This window comes from Enterobacter cloacae complex sp. SHL009 (assembly GCF_049237205.1).
Classification (GTDB): Bacteria; Pseudomonadota; Gammaproteobacteria; order Enterobacterales; family Enterobacteriaceae; genus Enterobacter; species Enterobacter cloacae_M.
The window spans coordinates 68,442-91,266 of record NZ_JBMKIW010000009.1; the positions used below are offsets into that span (position 1 = coordinate 68,442).

A 22,825-nucleotide genomic window follows, 5' to 3' on the forward strand; every position below is an offset into this window, starting at 1 on the left:
GAAAGGGGAGTGCAAGCGAGGAGTTTTCAGGAAGGTTACCCCTTACGCCCTGAAGCGTAAGGGGTAAAAGCATTACAGGGCTGCGATAACCGCCTGCTGCTCGATCAGTTTGGTCTTCGCATCGGCGAAAGCAACCAGACGCTCGCGCTCTTTCGCGATGACCGCTTCCGGCGCGCGGGCCACAAAGCCTTCGTTCGCCAGCTTGCTTTCGATTTTGCCAATTTCCACGTCGACTTTTGCCACTTCTTTCGCCAGACGAGCCAGCTCGGCGTCTTTGTCGATCAGGCCCGCCATCGGGATCAGCAGCTCGGCACCGTCGATGATTTTGGTCACGGAAACCGGACCTTTGTCATCCGCAGGCAGCACGGTGATGCTTTCCAGACGCGCCATGGTCTTCAAGAAAGTGTTGTTCTCGGTGACGCGACGAACGGCCGCTTCGCTGCAGCCACGAAGCAGCAGCTCCAGCGGTTTGCCAGGGGCGATGTTCATCTCAGCGCGGATGTTACGTACCGCAACGATCGCCTGTTTCAGCCACTCGGTATCCGCGGACGCCGCTTCATCAACCTTGGCCGCATCGAATTCCGGGAACGGCTGCAGCATGATGGTATCGGCGTTGATGCCCGCAATCACCTTCACGCGCTGCCAGATGGTTTCGGTGATAAATGGAATGACCGGATGCGCCAGGCGCAGCAGGCCTTCCAGAACGGTAATCAGCGTGTTGCGCGTGCCGCGCAGTTCCGCCTCGGTGCCGCCGTTCATCACCGGCTTCGCCAGCTCCAGATACCAGTCGCAGAACTGGTTCCAGGTGAATTCATACAGGATGCCCGCCGCGATGTCGAAGCGGTAGCTGTCCAGCGCCTCGCGGAATGCTTTTACCGTCTGGTTGAATTCCGCCAGGATCCAGCGGTCTGCCAGAGACAGCGTCATTTCGCCGCCGTTGAAGCCACAATCCTGATCTTCGGTGTTCATCAGCACGAAGCGGCTGGCGTTCCACAGCTTGTTACAGAAGTTACGGTAACCTTCCAGACGCTTCATGTCCCAGTTGATGTCACGGCCGGTAGATGCCAGTGCCGCCAGGGTGAAGCGCAGGGCGTCGGTACCGTGGGACTCGATCCCGTTCGGGAACTGCTTCTCGGTGCGCTTGCGGATTTTCTCAGCCAGCTGCGGCTGCATCATGTTGCCGGTACGTTTTTCCAGCAGATCTTCCAGAGAGATACCGTCAACCATATCCAGCGGGTCAATCACGTTCCCCTTGGACTTGGACATCTTCTGGCCTTCATCGTCGCGGATCAGACCGGTCATGTAGACGGTATGGAACGGAACCTGCGGCTTGCCGTCTTCGTCTTTGATGAAGTGCATGGTCATCATGATCATGCGGGCAATCCAGAAGAAGATAATGTCGAAGCCGGACACCATCACGCTGGTTGGGTGGAACTGACGCAGTGCGTCGGTGTTTTCTGGCCAGCCGAGGGTGGAGAAGGTCCACAGCGCGGAGGAGAACCAGGTGTCCAGAACGTCTTCGTCCTGACGCAGCGCAACGTCCGCGCTCAGGTTGTTTTCCTGACGCACTTCGTCTTCGCTACGGCCAACGTAAACGTTGCCTTCGTTGTCGTACCACGCCGGAATACGGTGACCCCACCACAGCTGACGGGAGATACACCAGTCCTGAATGTCGCGCATCCAGGAGAAGTACATGTTTTCGTACTGCTTCGGCACGAACTGAATGCTGCCGTTCTCAACCGCTTCCACAGCCGGTTTCGCCAGCACGTCGGCACGCACGTACCACTGGTCGGTCAGCATTGGCTCGATAACCACGCCGCCACGGTCGCCGTACGGCACGGTCAGATCGTGAGGTTTGATCTCTTCCAGCAGGCCGAGCGCGTCAACGGCTGCCACGATGGCTTTACGCGCGGCAAAACGCTCCAGCTTCTGGAACTCAGCCGGGATGTCGCTGGAGTAAACGTCGGATTCGTTGCCTTTGGTGTCGTACACTTCTGCGCTTTCGCGGATATCACCGTCGAAGGTCAGGATGTTGATCATCGGCAGGGCGTGACGACGGCCGACTTCATAGTCGTTGAAGTCGTGTGCAGGGGTGATTTTTACGCAGCCGGTGCCTTTTTCCATGTCGGCGTGTTCGTCGCCCACAATCGGAATACGGCGGTTTACCAGCGGCAGCACCACGAATTTGCCGATCAGATCTTTATAACGCGGATCTTCCGGGTTAACGGCTACGCCGGTATCGCCCAGCAGGGTTTCCGGACGGGTCGTTGCGACCACCAGGTAATCTTTACCGTCGGCGGTTTTTGCGCCATCGGCCAGCGGATAGCGGATGTGCCACATGGAGCCTTTAGACTCGCGGTTTTCCACTTCCAGGTCAGAGATGGCGGTGCGCAGTTTTGGATCCCAGTTTACCAGGCGTTTGCCGCGGTAAATCAGGTCTTCTTTGTACAGGCGGACGAAAACTTCTTTAACGGCGTTGGACAAGCCTTCGTCCATGGTGAAGCGCTCGCGCTCCCAGTCTACGGAGTTGCCGAGACGGCGCATCTGACGGGTAATTGTGCCGCCGGATTCCGCCTTCCACTGCCAGATTTTGTCGATGAACGCGTCGCGACCGTAGTCGTGGCGGGTTTTTCCTTCTTCAGCGGCAATTTTACGCTCAACTACCATCTGGGTCGCGATACCCGCGTGGTCAGTCCCCGCCTGCCACAGGGTGTTTTTACCCTGCATGCGCTGGTAGCGGATCATGGTGTCCATGATGGTCTGCTGGAAAGCATGACCCATATGCAAACTGCCGGTGACGTTCGGCGGCGGGATCATGATGCAGAAGGACTCTTTGCTTTCGTCGCCGTTAGGCTTGAAATAGCCCTGCTGTTCCCAGTGCTCGTAAAGCGGCTGTTCGATATCGCGTGGGTTATATGTCTTTTCCATTATTTCCAGGTTGCCGTATTCAGGTTAAAACCAGCCAGGCGGTACGCTTTATAGCGTTCGCGCGCCAGTTGTTTCAAAGATTCTTCGTAAGGGACAAAGTCTACCACTTCTGTGAAAGCGGTGGCAAAATCTGCAAAATCTATCCGCAGGCTAATCAGAATATCGCGCGCGCTGCTGTTGCGCTTTTGCGGCCAGGCAATTTCAACCGGTGCACCGCCGCGCGGGCCTTCGCCCGACAGGTTATGCGGCACAAAACTCTCCGGCGGGCGCGCCCACAGCGCTTCATCCAGGCGAATCGCCTGCTGTTCATCTTCACAGGCGATCAGAACGCGTTTACCTGCGCGCCAACGTTCTGCGGCAATTTCACACACCAGCTGTTCTACGGCGCTGAGGCCATCCTGATGGGTGTCGTTGTCCAGAAGGTAGAACGTTGCATTCTTCATATATGGGGCTTCTTGTGCTCACTTTAAATGCTTAAGCCGGGCGGCGGCTTCGCCTTACCCGGCCTACGGTTTACTGCCGTTTGACTTACTCGTCGCCGTTAAAACCCGCACGATTGAGCAGGAACTGCGACAGCAGCGCCACTGGACGACCGGTTGCGCCTTTAGCTTTACCGGAGCGCCATGCGGTGCCCGCGATATCCAGGTGCGCCCAGTTGTACTTGCGGGTGAAGCGTGCCAGGAAGCAGCCCGCGGTGATCGCCCCGCCAGGACGTCCGCCAATGTTCGCCATATCCGCAAAGTTAGACTCCAGCTGATCCTGATACTCGTCACCCAGCGGCAGACGCCATGCGCGGTCCCCAGCCTGCTCTGAGGCACCAATAAGCTCATGCGCCAGCGGATTGTGGTTCGACATCAGGCCGGTGATGTGGTGGCCCAGCGCAATCACACAGGCTCCGGTGAGGGTAGCGACGTCAATCACCGCTTCCGGCTCGAAGCGCTCAACGTAGGTCAGCACGTCACACAGCACCAGACGGCCTTCGGCGTCGGTGTTCAGCACTTCAACGGTCTGGCCGGACATGGTGGTCAGAACGTCACCCGGACGATAGGCGCGCCCGCCAGGCATGTTTTCGCAGCCCGCCAGAACGCCGATCACGTTGATAGGCAGCTGCAGTTCCGCGACCATGCGCATCACGCCGTAAACCGCCGCCGCACCGCACATGTCGTACTTCATCTCATCCATGCCTTCGGCAGGCTTGATGGAGATACCGCCGGAGTCGAAGGTCAGGCCTTTACCGACGAGCACAATCGGGCGCGCGTCTTCGGATGGATTGCCTTTGTACTCGATGACGGACATCAGGGATTCGTTCTGCGAGCCGTTACCGACCGCCAGGTAAGAGTGCATCCCCAGCTCTTTCATCTGCTGTTCGCCGATGACGCGGGTAATGACGTTTTTGCTGTAGGCGTCGGCCAGCTGACGCGCCTGAGAGGCCAGGTACGCCGCGTTACAGATGTTAGGCGGCATGTTGCCGAGATCTTTGGCCGCTTTAATGCCGGCCGCGATCGCCAGACCGTGCTGGATCGCGCGTTCGCCGCTGGTCAGCTCGCGACGGGTTGGCACGTTAAAGACCATTTTACGCAGCGGACGACGCGGCTCGCTTTTATTGGTTTTCAGCTGATCGAAGCTGTACAGGCTCTCTTTTGCCGTTTCAACCGCCTGACGCACTTTCCAGTAGGTGTTACGCCCTTTGACGTGCAGCTCGGTCAGGAAGCAGACGGCTTCCATTGAGCCAGTATCATTCAGGGTATTGATTGTTTTCTGAATCACCTGCTTATACTGACGTTCATCCAGCTCGCGTTCTTTGCCGCAGCCAATCAGCAGAATACGCTCTGACAGTACGTTCGGAACATGGTGCAGTAACAGCGTCTGCCCAGGTTTGCCTTCCAGTTCGCCACGGCGCAGCAGGGCGCTAATATAGCCGTCACTGATTTTATCGAGTTGCTCGGCGATCGGGGAGAGTCGGCGTGGTTCAAAGACGCCCACAACGATGCAGGCACTCCGCTGTTTCTCCGGGCTACCGCTTTTTACACTGAACTCCATGCACTACGCTCCTGAATCTTAAAGACAACGGCGGCAGCTACGGATAGAATTGAAACCTTTCGTAACTCATGTCCGCTGTTGTGGTGACTTCGTGTTAATCTTACGTTACTACGGTTTCGACACGTCAGAAAAAGTCCTGAAGCGTGAATCCGCCGGATGTTTTAATCTTAGCGATGATTTCGACGACTCAAGAGAATAAATGACGTTTAAGCCATGAAACAAGCGATTTTCCAGCAAAGAGACGGGTTTTTACGGGCGTATTTAAAGTGATAATCATAAGATATCTGGTGCGGGAGACGCTCAAAAGCCAACTGGCGATCCTCTTCATCCTGCTGCTGATTTTTTTCTGTCAGAAGCTGGTTAAGATCCTCGGTGCGGCCGTTGACGGCGAAATTCCAACTAATCTGGTGCTTTCCCTGCTTGGTTTAGGGATCCCGGAAATGGCGCAGCTCATCCTGCCGCTAAGTCTTTTCCTTGGCCTGCTCATGACGCTTGGGAAACTCTACACCGAGAGTGAAATCACGGTGATGCATGCCTGTGGCCTGAGCAAAGCGGTACTGGTGAAAGCAGCCATGATACTGGCGCTGTTCACGGGTATTGTCGCAGCGGTGAATGTGATGTGGGCGGGGCCCATGTCTTCCCGTCATCAGGACGAAGTGCTGGCCGAAGCGAAAGCCAACCCCGGCATGGCAGCCTTAGCTCAGGGTCAGTTCCAGCAGGCGACCGACGGCAACTCCGTGCTGTTTATTGAGAGCGTTGACGGCAGTAAATTCAACGACGTATTCCTGGCGCAGTTACGTCCCAAAGGTAACGCGCGTCCTTCCGTGGTGGTTGCAGACTCCGGTCAGCTTGCTCAGCGCAAAGATGGTTCTCAGATCGTGACGCTGAACAAAGGCACCCGTTTCGAAGGCACCGCGATGCTGCGCGACTTCCGTATTACGGATTTCCAGAACTATCAGGCCATTATCGGCCATCAGGCGGTGGCGCTCGATCCAACGGATACCGAGCAAATGGACATGCGTACCCTGTGGAATACCGATACCGACAGAGCGCGCGCTGAGTTCCACTGGCGTATTACGCTTGTCTTCACCGTGTTTATGATGGCGCTGATTGTCGTTCCGCTGAGCGTGGTGAACCCGCGCCAGGGACGCGTGCTCTCTATGCTGCCGGCGATGCTGCTTTACCTGATCTATTTCCTGCTGCAAACCTCGATTCGTTCTAACGGCGCGAAGGGTAAGCTGGACCCTATGGTCTGGACATGGTTCGTCAACAGCCTGTACATCTTACTGGCGCTGGGATTAAACCTGTGGGATACGGTGCCTGTGCGCCGCATACGTGCCCGATTCTCGCGTAAAGGAGCCATCTAATGCAGGCGTTTGGCGTTCTTGATCGCTATATCGGTAAAACCATTTTTACCACCATCATGATGACGTTGTTCATGCTGGTGTCGCTCTCCGGCATTATCAAATTTGTCGATCAGCTGAAAAAAGCCGGGCAGGGGAGCTATGACGCGATGGGCGCGGGGATGTATACCCTGCTCAGCGTGCCGAAAGATGTGCAGATCTTCTTCCCGATGGCGGCCCTGCTGGGCGCGCTGCTGGGGCTAGGAATGCTGGCGCAGCGCAGCGAGCTGGTCGTTATGCAGGCCTCGGGCTTTACCCGCATGCAGGTCGCGCTGTCGGTCATGAAAACCGCGATCCCACTGGTGCTGTTGACCATGGCGATTGGCGAGTGGGTCGCGCCGCAGGGCGAACAGATGGCGCGTAACTACCGTGCGCAGGCCATGTACGGCGGCTCGCTGCTCTCGACCCAACAAGGTTTATGGGCGAAAGACGGTAAAAACTTCGTCTACATCGAACGGGTGAAGGGGAATGATGAACTGGGTGGGGTCAGCATCTATGCTTTCGATGACCAGCGCCGTCTGGAGTCAGTCCGCCACGCCTCTTCGGCGAAATTTGACGCCGAACATAAACTGTGGCGTTTGTCCCAGGTCGATGAGTCTGACCTGACCGATCCGAAACAGATCGCCGGTTCTCAGACTGTAACCGGTACGTGGAAGACCAACCTGACGCCCGATAAGCTCGGTGTTGTTGCGCTGGACCCTGACGCGCTCTCCATCAGCGGTTTGCACAACTATGTGAAATATCTGAAGTCGAGCGGGCAGGATGCGGGACGTTATCAGCTCAACATGTGGAGCAAGATCTTCCAGCCAATGTCCGTGGCGGTGATGATGCTGATGGCGCTGTCGTTTATCTTCGGCCCGTTACGCAGCGTGCCGATGGGCGTGCGCGTAGTGACCGGTATCAGCTTCGGCTTTGTGTTCTACGTGCTCGATCAGATCTTCGGTCCGCTGACGCTGGTTTATGGCATTCCGCCGATAATCGGTGCGCTGCTGCCAAGCGCAAGTTTCCTCCTGATCAGCCTCTGGCTGCTGTTGAAACGTTCCTGATCGACCTCTCCTCGCTTCCGGTTAACCGGAAGCGAGGCTAATCTCCTGTTTCACCCCGCACTTTTTCTCACAACCTTCAACGCCTCGCCCTGAATTTGAGTATTATTGAGCGATAAAGTCGTGAAGGGATCCTCTATGAAGCAAATTCGAATGCTTGCCCAGTATTACGTCGACCTGATGATGAAGCTTGGGCTGGTGCGTTTCTCCATGCTGCTTGCGCTGGCGCTGGTCGTTCTGGCCATTGTCGTGCAAATGGCCGTCACCATGGTTCTGCATGGTCAGGTCGAGAGTATCGACGTTATCCGCTCCATCTTCTTTGGCTTGCTCATTACTCCCTGGGCGGTCTATTTCCTTTCCGTGGTGGTTGAACAGCTGGAAGAGTCCCGTCAGCGTCTGTCAAAACTGGTCGATAAACTGGAAGAGATGCGCGAGCGCGACCTGAAGCTCAACGTCCAGCTTAAAGACAACATTGCGCAGCTGAATCAGGAGATTTCAGATCGTGAGAAGGCGGAAGCCGAGCGTCAGGCCACGCTGGAGCAGCTGAAAATCGAAATGAAAGAGCGCGAGGTCACGCAGATCCAGCTTGAGCAGCAATCCTCTTTCCTGCGGTCGTTCCTCGATGCTTCGCCGGATCTGGTGTTTTACCGTAATGAAGATAAAGAGTTTTCCGGCTGTAACCGGGCGATGGAGTTGCTCACCGGGAAAAGCGAGAAGCAGCTGATTAACCTGAAGCCGCAGGACGTTTACTCTGAAGAAGCGGCGGCCAAGGTCATGGAGACGGACGAAAAAGTATTCCGCCATAACGTCTCGCTGACCTATGAACAGTGGCTGGATTACCCGGACGGACGCAAGGCCTGTTTTGAGATCCGTAAGGTGCCCTACTATGACCGCGTGGGGAAACGCCACGGCCTGATGGGCTTTGGCCGCGATATCACCGAGCGTAAGCGCTACCAGGATGCCCTGGAGCGCGCCAGCCGTGATAAGACGACCTTTATCTCCACCATCAGCCACGAGCTGCGTACGCCGCTTAATGGCATTGTCGGGCTGAGCCGTATTCTGCTGGATACCGACCTGACCGCAGAGCAGGAGAAATACCTCAAGACTATCCATGTCTCAGCGGTCACGCTGGGTAATATCTTCAACGATATTATTGATATGGATAAGATGGAGCGCCGTAAAGTTCAGCTTGATAATCAGCCTGTTGATTTCACCAGCTTCCTTGCCGATCTCGAAAACCTGTCCGGCCTGCAGGCGCAGCAGAAGGGACTGAGTTTTGTCATGGAGCCAACCCTGCCGCTGCCGCATAAAGTGGTGACTGACGGCACGCGTCTGCGCCAGATCCTGTGGAACCTTATCAGCAACGCGGTGAAATTTACCCAGAAGGGGCAGGTGGCGGTGCGCATCCGCTATGACGAAGGCGACATGCTGCACTTCGAGGTGGAGGACTCCGGGATAGGTATTCCGCAGGAGGAGCAGGACAAAATTTTCGCCATGTACTACCAGGTGAAGGACAGCAACGGCGGGAAACCGGCGACCGGAACGGGCATTGGCCTGGCGGTCTCTAAACGGCTGGCGAAGAGTATGGGTGGTGATATCACCGTTGCCAGCCAGCCGGGTAAAGGGTCAACCTTCACGCTGACGGTCCATGCGCCGGCGGTGGCGGAAGAGGTTGAAGACACCTTTGAAAACGACGACATGCCGCTGCCCGCGCTGCACGTCCTGCTGGTGGAAGATATTGAGCTGAACGTGATTGTGGCGCGCTCGGTGCTGGAAAAACTGGGCAACAGCGTGGATGTCGCGATGACCGGTAAGGCCGCGCTGGAGATGTTTAAACCGGGCGAATACGATCTTGTCCTGCTGGATATTCAGCTGCCGGATATGACCGGGCTGGATATTTCGCGAGAGCTGACGCGTCAGTACGCGGCCGACGAACTGCCGCCGCTGGTGGCGCTGACGGCGAACGTGCTGAAAGATAAAAAAGAGTATCTCGATGCCGGTATGGACGATGTACTCAGCAAGCCGCTGGCGGTGCCTGCTCTGACCGCCATGATCAAGAAGTTCTGGGATACCCATGATGAAGAGGAGAGCACCATGACGTCTGTTGATAGCGCAAAAGCCCAAACGATACTCGATACCGCGATGCTGGAGCAGTACATCGATCTGGTCGGCCCGAAACTGATTACCGATGGTCTGGCGGTGTTCGAAAAAATGATGCCGGGCTATCTGAGCGTGCTGGAATCAAACCTGACCGCCCGGGACCAGAAGGGCATCGTCGAAGAAGGACATAAAATTAAAGGTGCGGCCGGCTCGGTCGGCTTACGCCATCTGCAGCAGCTGGGTCAACAGATTCAGTCGCCTGATTTACCTGCATGGGAAGATAACGTGGGTGATTGGGTTGAAGAGATGAAACAAGAGTGGCAAAACGATGTGGCGGTGCTTAAAGACTGGGTCGACGCCAGAAAAAAATGACCCCGGCTTAACCGGGGTGCGCGAATACTGCGCCAACACCAGGGAAATCGTGGCTGCGCCTGTTTTATAAAGTTATTTTCGAAAGGGCGCTGCCTGAAAAATTTAGGCCGCACGCAGATAAGATAGCAAATCTTAAATGGTTTGTTACATGAATCAGTGAAATGTGTGAAGCATAGCGTTTTAATCAAAATTATTAATGTGCTTCAGCAAGTTGCAGAAAAGGATTGTCATGATGAAAAAGATTGGTGTCGTGCTGAGCGGATGCGGTGTTTACGATGGTTCTGAAATACATGAAGCCGTAATCACGCTGCTGGCCCTGGCTAAGCAGGGAGCAGAGGTTATTTGTTTTGCGCCAGACAAAAATCAGGCGGATGTGATTAACCATCTGACCGGCGAGCCGATGGCAGAGACCCGTAATGTACTGATTGAAGCCGCACGTATTGCGCGAGGTGATATCCATCCTCTTATTCAGGCAGACTCTACAGAGCTTGATGCGCTCATTGTGCCGGGTGGGTTTGGCGCGGCCAAAAATCTCAGTACCTTTGCTGCGCAGGGGGCGGAGTGTCAGATCGATCCTCATCTTAAAGCGCTGTCGCAGGCCATGCATGCGGCAGGAAAACCGCTGGGCTTTATCTGCATCGCGCCGGCAATGCTGCCCAAAATTTTTGATTTCCCGCTGCGCCTGACTATCGGGACGGATATTGATACCGCGGAGATCGTGGAGGAAATGGGGGGCGAGCACGTTCCGTGCCCGGTTGATGACATTGTGGTTGACGAAGATAACAAAATTGTCACCACCCCGGCGTATATGCTGGCGAATAATATCGCTGAGGCGGCCTCAGGTATTGAAAAGCTGGTGGCTCGCGTGCTGGTGCTGACTGAATGAGGCGTAAATTTGCCGCAGGCGCAGGGGTGAAACGTTTTATCTTGCGCATCGTACTTGTGCTGGCGGTATTCTGGGGAGGCGGGCTGGCTTTATTCAGCATTATGCCGGTTCCGTTCTCTGCCGTTATGGTTGAGCGCCAGCTTAGCGCGTGGTTCAGCGGCGATTTCGGCTACGTTGCCCACTCTGACTGGGTGAGCATGGACGAGATCTCCCCGTTCATGGGGCTGGCGGTCATCGCGGCTGAGGACCAGAAATTCCCGGAGCACTGGGGGTTCGACGTGGCGGCCATTGAGAAGGCGCTAGCCCATAACGAACGCCATGAAAACCGCGTGCGCGGTGCGTCAACCTTGTCGCAGCAGACGGCCAAAAATCTGTTTCTGTGGGATGGTCGAAGCTGGGTGCGAAAAGGGCTGGAAGCGGGATTGACCCTGGGAATGGAAACGGTCTGGAGCAAAAAACGCATTCTGACCGTCTATCTGAACGTCGCTGAGTTTGGCGACGGCATATTTGGCGTGGAAGCTGCCGCACAGCGGTATTTCAATAAGCCAGCCAGCCGTCTGAGCATGTCAGAAGCGGCGCTACTGGCCGCTGTGTTACCGAACCCTATCCGCTTTAAGGCCAGCGCCCCATCAGGGTACGTGCGAAGCCGTCAGGCGTGGATTATGCGCCAGATGAATCAGCTGGGTGGAGAGGGGTTTATGCAGCGTAATAATCTTATGTAGAGCGGGTAAGCGCATCGCTACCCGCCTGAATAGCAGACCTTAATCTTCGTCGAACCCTGCGTTAAACAGGGCAATCACCGCCGCCAGAGCTTCCTCTTCCTGAGGACCGGTGGCTTCAACCTCAATCTGGCGCCCTTTGGCGGAATCCAGCATCAGCAGCGCAATCACGCTGTTCGCTTCCGCTTCGGTACCTTCGTCATTCCGCAGCAGAACCTCGGCATCGAAACCCTGCATCAGCTCGAACAGCTTCATCGCCGGGCGTGCATGCATACCCAGCTTATTGGTGATCTCAACGGTTTGTTTTACGGTCATGTTTTACGTTTTTCCAGCGTGCGATGACGGGACTGAACGTTCTTCCCGCGCGAGCGGAAATAGTCGGCCAGCTGTTCGGCGATATAAACCGAACGATGTTTACCGCCGGTACAGCCAATCGCCACCGTCAGGTAGCTACGATTGTTTGTCTCCAGCATAGGTAACCATAGCTCAAGGTAGCTTCGCGTCTGGTAGATAAAATTGTGTACTTCTGTGTGCCGGTCGAGGAACGCCGCCACCGGCTTATCCAGACCGGTCATTGGACGCAGCTTCGGATCCCAGTGCGGGTTCGGCAGGAAGCGCACGTCGAAAACGTAATCCGCATCGATTGGAATACCGTGCTTAAAGCCGAAGGATTCGAACACCATCGTCAGTTCGCGCTCGCGTTTACCCAACAGCCGGGTACGCAGCATTTCCGCCAGCTCGTGAACGGACATCTCAGAGGTGTCGACAATCAGGTCGGCACGGGAACGCAGCGGTTCCAGCAGGTCGCTCTCTTCATCGATAGCGCTCTCCAGAGAGAGGTTCTTGCTGGATAGCGGGTGCAAGCGACGGGTATCGCTGTAGCGGCGGATCAGCGTATTGCGGTCTGCATCAAGGAACAGCAGCTGAGGCGAGAACGCGTCAGGCAGGTTGCTCATGGCCTGTTCGAAGATCTCTGGCGATTCAGGCATGTTGCGAACGTCGATACTGACGGCGGCAGAGGTTTGTCTCTCCGCCAGCGTGCGGGCCAGGTCGGGCAATAACACGACCGGCAGGTTATCGACGCAGTAAAAACCCATGTCTTCCAGGGCGCGCAGAGCAACGGATTTCCCGGACCCTGAACGGCCACTGACAATCATCAGCACCATGTTCCGTTTCTCCTCAGGACAACAGATGTGAAGGCCATCTCCTGGTTATGCATCATCCTGATTGCCTTCTGCTTCAGTGATAATTTGATAGAGCTCTTCATCACTTTGGGCCGAGCGCAGTCGACGGCAAATGGTTTTATCGGCCAGACGTTTTGCGACCAGCGACAGCGTATGCAGATGGGTTTTTGTCTGGTCAGCGGGCACCAGCAGCGCGAAGAGGAGATCGACGGGCTGGTTATCAATGGCATCGAAAGCGATGGGTGTTTCAAGCTGCACAAACACACCAACGGCACGCAGGGTATCCTCTTCCAGTTTGCCGTGCGGGATCGCGATGCCGTTGCCGATACCGGTACTGCCCATTTTTTCACGGGTCAGAATCGCTTCGAACACCACCTGCGGCGGCAGGCCCAGCTGTTTGGCAGCCAGTTCACTGATGATCTCCAGCGCACGTTTTTTGCTCTGGCAGTGAACCGCACTGCGGGTACATTCCTGGTTAAGGACATTGCTCAGTTGAAGAGCGGAATCGTTGTTCATCATAATTTCACCTAAGCGCTAACTGTACAAATGGCCTGTTGTGTTTCACAACAGGCCGTCCTGCACCCGTTAACTGCCCGGACAATTAGTGTTGTTTCAGTTTATCTTTATGTTTATTGAGCTGTCGTGCAAGCTTATCAATCAAGCCGTCGATAGCAGCGTACATGTCTTGCCCTTCCGCACTGGCATGCAGTTCACCCCCGTTAACATGCAGGGTGGCATCCGAGATATGAGTCACTTTCTCCACTTTCAACACAATATAGACCTGATTGATCCTTTCGAAATACTGCTCGAGTTTTGCAAACTTCGCGTTCACGAAGTCGCGTAAAGCCTCAGTAATTTCGACGTTTTGTCCAGTGATGTTGAGCTGCATAGTGTCTTCCTTATCGGTTGTGTCAGACCAGCTGTTTACGCTGGTTGGACGGCGGAATGGATAAAGACTCTCGATACTTCGCAACAGTACGACGTGCCACCATAATACCCTGATCGGACAGCATGGTGGTTAACTTACTGTCGCTTAGTGGCTTCGCGGGGTTCTCCGCGGCGATCAACTTCTTCACCAGGGCACGAATGGCCGTTGACGACGCTTCGCCGCCGCCCTCGGTATTCACATGGCTGGAGAAGAAATACTTAAGCTCAAAAATACCGCGTGGACTGTGCAGATACTTCTGCGTGGTGACACGGGAAATGGTTGATTCATGCATCTCGACGGCCTGGGCGATATCCGCCAGTACCATCGGTTTCATATACTCTTCGCCCTGCTCAAAGAACGCCTGCTGCTGTTCGACAATACAGCGGCTGACGCGTAGCAGCGTATCATTTCGGCTCTCCAGACTTTTGATCAGCCATCGCGCTTCCTGAAGATTGCTGCGAATATATTGATTGTCGGAGTCGTTACGCGCGCTGGTGCACATGGAGGCATACTGCTGGTTGATTTGCAGGCGAGGGATGCTGTCTGAATTCAGTTCAACGACCCAGCGGTCATTGTGTTTTCTGACCAGCACGTCCGGGATGACGTACTCGGGCTCGCTGGTCTGGATCGACTGTCCCGGGCGCGGATCGAGCGACTGGATCAGATTCACCGCTTCTTTCAGCACCTCTTCCTTCAGGCGCGTGACGCGCATCAGGCTGCGGAAATCGTGGTTGGCCAACAGATCCAGATGATCGCTGATGATTAAGCGCGCCTCGTCGAGCCATGGCGTCTCTTTGCTGAACTGAGAAAGCTGGATCAGCAGGCAGTCGCGCAGATCTTTTGCGGCCACGCCTACCGGATCGAAACGCTGGATGCGCTTCAGAACGGCTTCGACTTCCTCAAGCTCAATCTCGTCGTCGCCCATGCTTTCCAGAATATCGTCCAGCGTGACGGTCAAATAGCCGGTGTCGTCAACGGCATCGACAATGGACGTGGCAATCGCGCGGTCGGTATCGGAGAAGGGGGTGAGTTCCACCTGCCACATCAGGTAATCCTGCAGCGACTGGGTGGTCTCACCCTGGTAGACCGGTAGCTCATCATCTTGGTAGTCTGCACGCGTACCGGAAGGGGTTCCGGCGGTGTAGATTTCATCCCAGCTGGCATCCAGCGGTAGCTCGTCGGGCATCTCTTTTTGTTCGAGTGCATCCGCGGTGTCGAGCGCTTCTGTATCCTGTGACTGCTGAGTATCTACCTCGTCATGAAGATCGGTTTGTTCCAGCAGGGGGTTGCTGTCCAGCGCCTGCTGGAGCTCCTGCTGAAGTTCTAACGTGGACAGCTGCAACAGGCGAATTGCCTGCTGTAGCTGCGGCGTCATCGCCAGTTGTTGGCTGAGCCTTAATTGCAAACCTTGCTTCATGTTCAGAGCATTTTTCTCCGGTTCGGCGTTACGTTACCTCTACCCTATCAGAGTCTGAAGTCTTCCCCAAGATAGACGCGCTTAACATGATCGTCTTCGAGGATCTGCTGCGGCGTACCGTGGGCGATCAGATTGCCCTGGCTCACTATATACGCGCGTTCACACACGGCCAGCGTTTCACGGACGTTGTGGTCGGTGATCAGTACGCCAAGCCCGCTGTCACGCAGGTGTTCAATGATACGTTTAATATCGATAACCGAGATCGGGTCAACGCCGGCAAAGGGTTCATCCAGAAGGATAAATTTCGGGTTTGCAGCCAGCGCACGCGCAATCTCAACGCGACGGCGTTCACCCCCGGAGAGTGCCTGACCGAGGCTGTCGCGCAGATGCTCAATGTGGAACTCTTCCATCAGCTCGTTGGCACGATCCTGACGCTGCTCGCTGGTCAGATCGTTACGAATTTGCAGGACCGCCATCAGGTTATCGTAAACGCTGAGACGACGGAAAATGGAAGCTTCCTGCGGTAGGTAGCCGATCCCGCGACGCGCGCGCGCGTGCAGCGGCAGAAGACTGATGTCTTCATCGTCAATGATAATGTTGCCGGCATCGCGCGGCACAATGCCAACGACCATGTAGAAGGTGGTGGTTTTACCCGCACCGTTAGGGCCAAGCAGCCCTACAATTTCGCCGGAGTTGACGGTCAGACTGACATCTTCTACGACACGGCGGCCCTTGTAGGCCTTCGCGAGATTTTTTGCAGTTAATGTTGCCATAACGAATTAGTTACTCTTCTTCTGTGCCGGGGCCTGGCCTTTGCCTTTGTCCTGCAGCTGCGACGGAACCAGTACGGTCGTGACGCGTTTGCCTTTCTCGCTGGAAGCCTGCATTTTTTGCTCTTTCACCAGATAGGTGATCTGGTCGCCGGTAATGTTGCTGTCCAGCTGTTCCAGATACGCATTTCCGGTCAGGATGACCAGGTCCTTCGCCAGCTCATAGTGCATATGCGAGGCGTGACCTTTCACCGGCTTGCCGTTGTCCTGCATCTGGTAGAAGGTTGCCGGGTTGCCGTAACCATCAATGATCTCTTTGCCCTGCTCGCCACCCGGACGGGTCACGACCACTTTGTCGGCGTTAATTTTGATGGTGCCCTGAGTCATGACGACGTTACCCGTGAAGGTGACGACGTTGCCCTGCATATCGAGAGACTGGGTATCAGACTCGATATGGATCGGTTGGTCGGTATCGCCCGTTACAGCAAGCGCGGGGAGACTGGTCGCCAGCATCGCGCTGGCGATAATTACTTTAAGGCTGAGTTTGTTTGTTTTGAATTTCATAGGAGGTTCTAACCTTTTCAATCAGCTCGGCGTTCTTGCTGCGTAAGTTCCCGCGCATTCTCAAACCGCTGGAATTAAATGTTGTGCCATACAGTGTGACCAGATCCTGCGAGGTCACGTCCTGGGTTACCAGGTTAATCTGGGCATTATCCGTCGTAATTTTTCTCAGTTGCGAGTCAGCGGTCAGGGCGTTGACTTCAACGTGACCATACAGATAAAGCATACGGTCATTTGTCAGTTTTGCCCGATCTGACTTAATTGACCACGTCGGCACTTTGTCCTTATCAAATGTGGTCACGACAGGCTGGGTAAACCACGAAATACCGTCATCTGAAAAATATTCAACATGCTGGGCAATCAGGCGATAATTCAGCGCGCCTTCCGGGCTGTAGACCACGGTGTCGCTGTGATCGCTTTTATAGGTTGGATCGTTATTGTTGACCACTTCCGTTTGCGTATCGTCGCGATCGGCAAGGTTCACGCCAATCAATACCAGTGCGACAAGCGAAAGCAAAATGATAATCCAGCGTCTGGTTTTACTCATATCGATTGCCCTTTGGCCTCATCAAGCTTGCCCTGCGCCAGCAAAAGCAGATCGCAGACTTCACGTACGGCACCACGGCCCCCGTTGATGTGGGTAACATAATCAGCGCGCGGGATCAGCAGCGGATGCGCATCGGCAACGGCGATGCTCAGCCCGACTTCAGCCATCACGGGCCAGTCAATCAGATCGTCTCCGACGTAGGCCACGTTTTCCGGTGCGATAGCCAGTTTACCCATTAAATCCTTAAACGCCGCTATCTTATCGGATTGACCCTGATACAGATGGGTAATGCCTAAGGTTTCACAGCGGTCTTCTACCAGTTTAGCTTTTCGCCCGGTGATGATAGCCACCTCAATACCCGAGGTGAGCGCACAGCGGATACCGTAGCCGTCGCGAACGTTAAACGCTTTCAGCTCTTCACCATTGTTGCCCATGTAAATCAGGCCATCGGAAAGTACGCCATCCACGTCCAGGATGAGCAGACGAATGTTTTCCGCCTTCGCCATCATCTGGGTGCTGACCGGTCCATAACAGGTTGCAAGGGATGCACCCGCATTACTCATTGTCTTATCCTTCATTACACTACGCCTGCGCGCAGCAGATCATGCATATGTACCACACCCAGCAACTGGTCGCCATCGGCAACCATCACTGAGGTAATGTGACGGGACTGCATCAGGTTCAGCACATCCACCGCCAGCGTACCCGGACGGACGCGGATACCGCCCGGCGTCATCACGTCGGCAATGCCGAGCGTGCGGACATCTACACCCATGTCGAACACGCGACGCAGGTCGCCATCGGTGAAGATCCCCTGAATTTTCATCAGACCGTCGCACACGACCGTCATACCCAGATTCTTACGGGTGATTTCCAGCAGCGCATCACGCAGGGAGGCTTCTTTACTGACGTGAGGGATCTCATCTCCGGTGTGCATAATATCGTTAACCCGAAGCAGAAGCTTGCGCCCCAGCGCGCCGCCGGGGTGGGAAAGTGCGAAATCCTCCGGCGTAAAACCGCGGGCTTCGAGCAGCGCGACGGCAAGCGCATCACCCATGACCAGCGCGGCCGTGGTGCTGGACGTCGGCGCCAGGCCGAGCGGACAGGCCTCCTTGGGCACTTTCACGCACAGGTGAATATCCGCCGCCCGCGCCATGCTGCTTTCCGGACGGCTGGTCATGCAAATAAGCGGCACCTGCAGTCGCTTCAGTACCGGGATCAGCGCCAGAATTTCATTGGACTCCCCGGAGTTGGACAGCGCGATGACGATATCCTGCGGCGTGACCATACCCAGGTCACCGTGCGCGGCTTCCCCCGGATGTACAAAGAAGGAAGAGGTTCCGGTGCTGGCAAACGTTGCCGCCATTTTGCGTCCAATGTGGCCGGACTTACCCATCCCCATCACCACGACTTTGCCGGCACAGTAGAACATCTTCTCACATGCCAGACTAAAATCCTGATTAATGTACTGATCTAACTGCGCCAGACCTTCACGTTCAATCTCCAGAACCTCTTTGCCTGCTTTCTGAAAGTCAAAACCCGGCTGCAATTCTATTTGCGACATAATGCGTTTCCGTTTACCCAGAGAGAAGAGGCGAGAGCCAGTACAGCATCGCCATCCATACGATAAATCCACCCGTCAGCAGCGCGCCTGCGCCTTTGCCGATCTGTCGTTGCCGCCGCCAGCAGAGCAGGGCAAATATCACGCTGACCAATAACATCACGCCGTAGTCACGTGAGAACGCCAGGGAATTAAAGGGCCCTGGCGTAATCAGGGCCGGAAGGCCCATCACAATAGCGATATTAAATATGTTGGAACCGATGATATTACCTATGGCAATGTCATCCTCACCTTTACGAGCCCCCGCAATGGCCGTGGCCAGCTCCGGCAGGCTGGTACCGATGGCAATCACCGTCAGACCAATGGTAAGTTCACTGATGGCGAAATAGTTCGCCAGCACCGTCGCGTTATCCACGACCATGCGCGTTGCCATCGGCATGATGATCAGCGCAACGCCAAGCCAGAGCAGGGCAACAGGCAGCGTGCCTTCTCGCGGCAGTTCGGCGACCTGCTCCCGCGTGAGGCTATCCTGACCCTGCTTCTCAGCCAGACGGGCGATTTTAACACTATACAGCAGCCAAATAACGGCAAGCGCCAGCAGGAAAATGCCATCACTGTAGCTCAGCACACCATCGTAAAATACGCAGCCTGCCAGCAGGCTTACGATTAACATTAGCGGCAATTCGCGGCGCAGAACATCAGAATGCACGCGAAATGGATGGAGCAGTGCGGCCAGGCCTAAAATCAAGAGTATATTAACGATGTTGGAGCCAATCGCGGTACCTACTGCCAGGTCTAACTGACCATGCAGCGATGCCGAGACAGAGACGATGATTTCAGGAAGTGACGTTCCCACACTGACAACGGTCATCCCGATGACGACAGGCGGTACGCCCGTCAGGCGACACAGGATAGATGCAGCAAACACTAAACGGTCAGCACTGTAGACCACCAAAAGTAAACCAATTATTAACAGTGCTGTTGCTAAAAGCATCAAAAGTCCTTTCTTCAGGTATACTCGTCGGTCCATCGCACGGGAATGGCTGGACTGCATACAGTCTGAGGCGTAACGAATTCCTAATTTTGACTTTATGCGCCGGAAAAGTAAAACAAATGCCAGCTTTCGCTAACCTCAACGGCTATTATTCTGTAAAAATGCAGAGTTGAGGGCTGATTCAGGCGGCATGCCTTAACGTGAGCAGGGTAATAAAGGAACCATAAATGAGCCAAACGATGGCGAATTTAGTCGATGTTCGCGGCGTGAGTTTTTCTCGCGCCAACAGATTGATATTTGATGATATTTCATTGACCGTACCACGTGGCAAGATCACTGCCATCATGGGGCCGTCCGGGATCGGTAAAACGACCCTGCTGCGCCTCATTGGTGGGCAAATCCCACCCGATCGCGGTGAAATCCTCTTCGATGGCGAAAACATCCCGGAGATGTCACGCTCGCGTCTGTATACTGTCCGCAAACGCATGAGCATGCTCTTTCAGTCGGGAGCCTTGTTCACCGACATGAATGTCTTTGATAACGTGGCCTATCCGCTGCGCGAGCATACCAGCCTGCCGCCTGAACTGCTGAAAAGCACGGTGATGATGAAGCTCGAAGCCGTCGGTTTGCGGGGCGCCGCGAAGCTGATGCCTTCGGAGCTGTCCGGCGGGATGGCGCGCCGCGCCGCGCTGGCGCGAGCCATTGCATTAGAACCTGATTTAATCATGTTCGACGAACCGTTTGTTGGACAGGATCCCATCACGATGGGCGTGCTTGTTAAGCTCATCTCTGAACTGAACAGCGCGCTTGGCGTCACCTGCATTGTGGTATCTCACGACGTACCGGAAGTATTGAGCATTGCCGATTACGCCTATATCGTGGCGGACAAAAAGATCGTCGCACACGGCAGCGCTCAGGCGCTGCAGGAAAATTGCGATCCGCGCGTGCGGCAGTTCCTCGACGGTATTGCCGATGGCCCCGTGCCGTTCCGCCACCCGGCAGGCGACTATCGTGACGATTTACTGGGAATAGGGAGTTAAGCCACTCATGCTGTTAAATGCGTTGGCCGCTCTCGGACACCGTGGCATAAAAACCATCAGGACGTTCGGGCGTGCCGGATTGATGTTATTCAACGCGCTGGTCGGCAAGCCGGAATTCCGCAAGCACGCACCGCTGCTGGTGCGGCAGCTTTATAATGTCGGCGTGCTGTCGATGCTCATCATCATTGTCTCCGGTCTGTTTATCGGTATGGTGCTTGGGCTACAGGGCTATCTTGTTCTGACAACCTACAGTGCGGAAACCAGCCTTGGGATGCTGGTGGCGCTCTCGCTGCTGCGCGAGCTGGGGCCGGTTGTGGCGGCGCTGCTGTTCGCCGGGCGCGCGGGGTCGGCATTAACGGCTGAAATTGGCCTGATGCGTGCGACCGAGCAGCTCTCCAGCATGGAGATGATGGCGGTCGATCCGCTGCGTCGCGTGATCTCGCCGCGTTTCTGGGCTGGGGTGATCTCTTTACCGTTACTGACTATTCTGTTTGTCGCCGTGGGTATCTGGGGCGGTTCGCTGGTTGGCGTGCACTGGAAAGGCATTGATGCCGGTTTCTTCTGGTCCGCGATGCAGGACGCCATCGACCTGCGGATGGATCTGGTTAACTGCCTGATTAAAAGCGTGGTATTTGCCATTACGGTCACCTGGATTGCATTGTTCAATGGATACGATGCCATCCCGACGTCGGCGGGCATTAGCCGCGCAACAACACGTACAGTCGTACATTCGTCGCTGGCCGTACTGGGTCTGGATTTTGTGCTCACCGCACTGATGTTTGGGAATTGAGTTCATGCAAACGAGAAAAAATGAAATTTGGGTCGGTGTATTCCTGCTGCTGGCGCTGCTGGCCGCGCTGTTTATCTGCCTGAGAGCGGCGGATATCACGTCTGTGCGCACCGAGCCGACGTATCGCATCTACGCCACCTTCGATAACATCGGCGGGCTGAAGGCGCGTTCACCGGTTCGCATCGGCGGCGTGGTGATCGGACGCGTATCTGACATTACGCTTGATGAGAAAACCTATCTGCCACGCGTCGCGATGGATATCGAAGAGCGTTACAACCATATCCCGGACACCAGCTCCCTTTCTATCCGCACTTCCGGCCTGCTGGGCGAACAATATCTGGCGCTTAACGTCGGCTTTGAAGACCCCGAGCTGGGAACGACTATCCTTAAAGACGGTAGCGTCATTCAGGATACGAAATCCGCGATGGTGCTGGAGGATATGATTGGTCAGTTCCTTTACAGCAGTAAAGGGGATGAGAAAAAATCCGACGCTGCCCCAGCGCAGAGCGAAGATCATACCGACGTCGCACCGACGCCAGGTGCTGCGAATTAATATCAGGAGAAGTCATTCATGTTTAAACGACTGTTAATGGTTGCCATGCTGGTCATCGCCCCTCTAACCGCCGCCCACGCTGCGGATCAGAGTAACCCGTACAAACTGATGGACGAAGCGGCGAAAAAGACCTTCGACCGTCTTAAAAACGAACAGCCTAAGATTCGTTCTAATCCTGATTACCTGCGTGACGTGGTTGACCAGGAGCTGCTGCCGTACGTGCAGATCAAATATGCGGGTGCGCTGGTGCTGGGCCGCTATTACAAAGACGCGACTCCTGCGCAGCGTGAGGCCTACTTTGCCGCGTTCCGTGAATACCTTAAACAGGCCTATGGCCAGGCGCTGGCGATGTACCACGGTCAGACCTATCAGATTGCGCCCGAGCAGCCGCTGGGCGATGCGACCATCGTCCCTATCCGTGTGACGATCAACGATCCTAACGGTCGTCCGCCGGTTCGTCTGGATTTCCAGTGGCGTAAAAACAGCCAGACCGGTCACTGGCAGGCGTATGACATGATCGCCGAAGGCGTAAGCATGATCACCACCAAACAGAACGAATGGAGCGATCTGCTGCGCACCAAAGGCATTGATGGCCTGACCGCTCAGCTGCAGTCCATTGCTCGTCAGAAAATCACGCTGGACGAGAAGAAGTAATGTCACAGCAACTCAGCTGGTCGCGTGAAGGCGAGACATTAAAGCTGTCCGGTGAACTGGATCAGGATCTGCTGAACCCACTGTGGGACAAACGCCACGAAGCGATGCAGGGCGTGACGCTTATCGATTTGGCAGACGTCACGCGGGTAGATACGGCAGGTGTTGCGCTGCTTGCCCATCTGATTGCCGTGGGGAAAAAGCAGGGGACAAGCGTCACGCTTCACGGCGCGAGCGATAATGTCGTGACCCTTGCGCAGCTCTACAATCTCCCTCAGGACGTACTGCCTCGTTAATATTTTCAGTGCGTTACTTCCGAAAGCCCTGACTGTTTCATC

General features: G+C 55.3%; 24 protein-coding genes. 10 read left to right on the plus strand and 14 right to left on the minus strand.

Annotated elements, in window-relative coordinates:
* Nucleotides 1–72: 72 nt before the first annotated feature.
* The 3 genes from ACOTZC_RS18695 to pepA form a co-directional block, all read right to left on the minus strand.
* The gene (locus ACOTZC_RS18695; protein WP_023309367.1) at nucleotides 73–2,928 is read right to left on the minus strand and encodes a valine--tRNA ligase; all 2,856 of its coding nucleotides are present in this window, start codon (nucleotides 2,926–2,928) and stop codon (nucleotides 73–75) included.
* Nucleotides 2,928–3,371, minus strand: a complete 444-nt coding sequence (gene holC, locus ACOTZC_RS18700; RefSeq protein ID WP_008502815.1) for a DNA polymerase III subunit chi — start codon at nucleotides 3,369–3,371, stop codon at nucleotides 2,928–2,930. The genes ACOTZC_RS18695 and holC overlap by 1 nt, the downstream gene beginning before the upstream one ends.
* Before the next feature lie 85 nt (nucleotides 3,372–3,456).
* A complete protein-coding gene (pepA, locus tag ACOTZC_RS18705) occupies nucleotides 3,457–4,968 on the minus strand; it encodes a leucyl aminopeptidase (RefSeq protein ID WP_023309366.1) in 1,512 nt (503 codons plus the stop codon).
* A 266-nt stretch (nucleotides 4,969–5,234) separates the two neighbouring features.
* On the opposite strand from pepA, the gene lptF reads away from it, so the two are divergent.
* The 5 genes from lptF (at nucleotide 5,235) to mtgA (ending at nucleotide 11,494) form a co-directional block, all read left to right on the plus strand.
* Nucleotides 5,235–6,335 (plus strand): LPS export ABC transporter permease LptF, encoded by a 1,101-nt coding sequence (gene lptF / locus ACOTZC_RS18710; RefSeq protein WP_024906345.1) that lies wholly within the window; start codon nucleotides 5,235–5,237, stop codon nucleotides 6,333–6,335.
* Nucleotides 6,335–7,417 carry an LPS export ABC transporter permease LptG gene (gene lptG, locus ACOTZC_RS18715; RefSeq protein WP_023309364.1) on the plus strand — a complete coding sequence of 361 codons (1,083 nt, stop codon included), beginning with the start codon at nucleotides 6,335–6,337 and terminating at the stop codon, nucleotides 7,415–7,417. The genes lptF and lptG overlap by 1 nt, the downstream gene beginning before the upstream one ends.
* Before the next feature lie 135 nt (nucleotides 7,418–7,552).
* Entirely contained in the window at nucleotides 7,553–9,886 is a 2,334-nt protein-coding gene (gene arcB, locus ACOTZC_RS18720) for an aerobic respiration two-component sensor histidine kinase ArcB (RefSeq protein WP_163354126.1), read from the plus strand.
* A gap of 232 nt (nucleotides 9,887–10,118) precedes the next feature.
* Nucleotides 10,119–10,772: an isoprenoid biosynthesis glyoxalase ElbB gene (gene elbB / locus ACOTZC_RS18725; protein WP_126303158.1), complete on the plus strand. Its 654-nt coding sequence runs from the start codon at nucleotides 10,119–10,121 to the stop codon at nucleotides 10,770–10,772.
* On the plus strand, nucleotides 10,769–11,494 hold the full coding sequence (gene mtgA, locus ACOTZC_RS18730) for a monofunctional biosynthetic peptidoglycan transglycosylase (RefSeq protein ID WP_047173360.1): 726 nt from the start codon (nucleotides 10,769–10,771) through the stop codon (nucleotides 11,492–11,494). Before elbB ends, mtgA begins: the two co-directional genes overlap by 4 nt.
* A gap of 39 nt (nucleotides 11,495–11,533) precedes the next feature.
* Here mtgA and npr read toward each other — a convergent pair whose 3' ends face one another.
* The 11 genes from npr to ACOTZC_RS18785 all read right to left on the minus strand — a co-directional run bounded on the left by npr (nucleotide 11,534) and on the right by ACOTZC_RS18785 (nucleotide 19,453).
* Nucleotides 11,534–11,806 carry a PTS phosphocarrier protein NPr gene (npr, locus tag ACOTZC_RS18735; protein WP_003861872.1) on the minus strand — a complete coding sequence of 91 codons (273 nt, stop codon included), beginning with the start codon at nucleotides 11,804–11,806 and terminating at the stop codon, nucleotides 11,534–11,536.
* Complete coding sequence (gene rapZ / locus ACOTZC_RS18740; RefSeq protein ID WP_014885397.1) at nucleotides 11,803–12,657, minus strand: RNase adapter RapZ; 855 nt, start codon at nucleotides 12,655–12,657, stop codon at nucleotides 11,803–11,805. The genes npr and rapZ overlap by 4 nt, the downstream gene beginning before the upstream one ends.
* 45 nt (nucleotides 12,658–12,702) lie before the next feature.
* Nucleotides 12,703–13,194, minus strand: a complete 492-nt coding sequence (gene ptsN / locus ACOTZC_RS18745) for a PTS IIA-like nitrogen regulatory protein PtsN (RefSeq protein WP_008501443.1) — start codon at nucleotides 13,192–13,194, stop codon at nucleotides 12,703–12,705.
* Between the two features lie 82 nt (nucleotides 13,195–13,276).
* Nucleotides 13,277–13,564: a ribosome hibernation promoting factor gene (gene hpf / locus ACOTZC_RS18750; protein ID WP_008501444.1), complete on the minus strand. Its 288-nt coding sequence runs from the start codon at nucleotides 13,562–13,564 to the stop codon at nucleotides 13,277–13,279.
* Nucleotides 13,565–13,586: 22 nt separating this feature from the next.
* On the minus strand, nucleotides 13,587–15,020 hold the full coding sequence (gene rpoN / locus ACOTZC_RS18755; protein ID WP_032659700.1) for an RNA polymerase factor sigma-54: 1,434 nt from the start codon (nucleotides 15,018–15,020) through the stop codon (nucleotides 13,587–13,589).
* A gap of 47 nt (nucleotides 15,021–15,067) precedes the next feature.
* A complete protein-coding gene (lptB, locus tag ACOTZC_RS18760) occupies nucleotides 15,068–15,793 on the minus strand; it encodes an LPS export ABC transporter ATP-binding protein (protein ID WP_023309359.1) in 726 nt (241 codons plus the stop codon).
* Between the two features lie 6 nt (nucleotides 15,794–15,799).
* Nucleotides 15,800–16,354, minus strand: coding sequence for a lipopolysaccharide ABC transporter substrate-binding protein LptA (lptA, locus tag ACOTZC_RS18765; RefSeq protein ID WP_023309358.1), 555 nt, complete (start codon nucleotides 16,352–16,354; stop codon nucleotides 15,800–15,802).
* Nucleotides 16,323–16,898, minus strand: a complete 576-nt coding sequence (gene lptC / locus ACOTZC_RS18770) for an LPS export ABC transporter periplasmic protein LptC (RefSeq protein WP_126303137.1) — start codon at nucleotides 16,896–16,898, stop codon at nucleotides 16,323–16,325. The genes lptA and lptC overlap by 32 nt, the downstream gene beginning before the upstream one ends.
* Nucleotides 16,895–17,461, minus strand: coding sequence for a 3-deoxy-manno-octulosonate-8-phosphatase KdsC (gene kdsC, locus ACOTZC_RS18775; protein WP_421635955.1), 567 nt, complete (start codon nucleotides 17,459–17,461; stop codon nucleotides 16,895–16,897). Before kdsC ends, lptC begins: the two co-directional genes overlap by 4 nt.
* Nucleotides 17,462–17,475: 14 nt before the next feature.
* Complete coding sequence (kdsD, locus tag ACOTZC_RS18780; RefSeq protein WP_023309355.1) at nucleotides 17,476–18,462, minus strand: arabinose-5-phosphate isomerase KdsD; 987 nt, start codon at nucleotides 18,460–18,462, stop codon at nucleotides 17,476–17,478.
* 13 nt (nucleotides 18,463–18,475) lie between these two features.
* The gene (locus tag ACOTZC_RS18785; RefSeq protein ID WP_047173363.1) at nucleotides 18,476–19,453 is read right to left on the minus strand and encodes a calcium/sodium antiporter; all 978 of its coding nucleotides are present in this window, start codon (nucleotides 19,451–19,453) and stop codon (nucleotides 18,476–18,478) included.
* A 227-nt stretch (nucleotides 19,454–19,680) separates the two neighbouring features.
* Between ACOTZC_RS18785 and mlaF the strand changes: the two genes are divergently transcribed.
* From mlaF to mlaB, 5 genes are read left to right on the plus strand one after another with little or no spacing between them, the layout of a single operon-like run.
* Entirely contained in the window at nucleotides 19,681–20,493 is an 813-nt protein-coding gene (gene mlaF / locus ACOTZC_RS18790) for a phospholipid ABC transporter ATP-binding protein MlaF (protein ID WP_045403544.1), read from the plus strand.
* Between the two features lie 7 nt (nucleotides 20,494–20,500).
* Nucleotides 20,501–21,283 (plus strand): lipid asymmetry maintenance ABC transporter permease subunit MlaE, encoded by a 783-nt coding sequence (gene mlaE / locus ACOTZC_RS18795; protein ID WP_010436044.1) that lies wholly within the window; start codon nucleotides 20,501–20,503, stop codon nucleotides 21,281–21,283.
* A gap of 4 nt (nucleotides 21,284–21,287) precedes the next feature.
* Nucleotides 21,288–21,836: an outer membrane lipid asymmetry maintenance protein MlaD gene (mlaD, locus tag ACOTZC_RS18800; protein WP_023309352.1), complete on the plus strand. Its 549-nt coding sequence runs from the start codon at nucleotides 21,288–21,290 to the stop codon at nucleotides 21,834–21,836.
* Between the two features lie 18 nt (nucleotides 21,837–21,854).
* Complete coding sequence (gene mlaC, locus ACOTZC_RS18805) at nucleotides 21,855–22,490, plus strand: phospholipid-binding protein MlaC (RefSeq protein WP_045403542.1); 636 nt, start codon at nucleotides 21,855–21,857, stop codon at nucleotides 22,488–22,490.
* On the plus strand, nucleotides 22,490–22,783 hold the full coding sequence (mlaB, locus tag ACOTZC_RS18810; protein WP_045403540.1) for a lipid asymmetry maintenance protein MlaB: 294 nt from the start codon (nucleotides 22,490–22,492) through the stop codon (nucleotides 22,781–22,783). The genes mlaC and mlaB overlap by 1 nt, the downstream gene beginning before the upstream one ends.
* The last annotated feature ends 42 nt before the right edge of the window (nucleotides 22,784–22,825 follow it).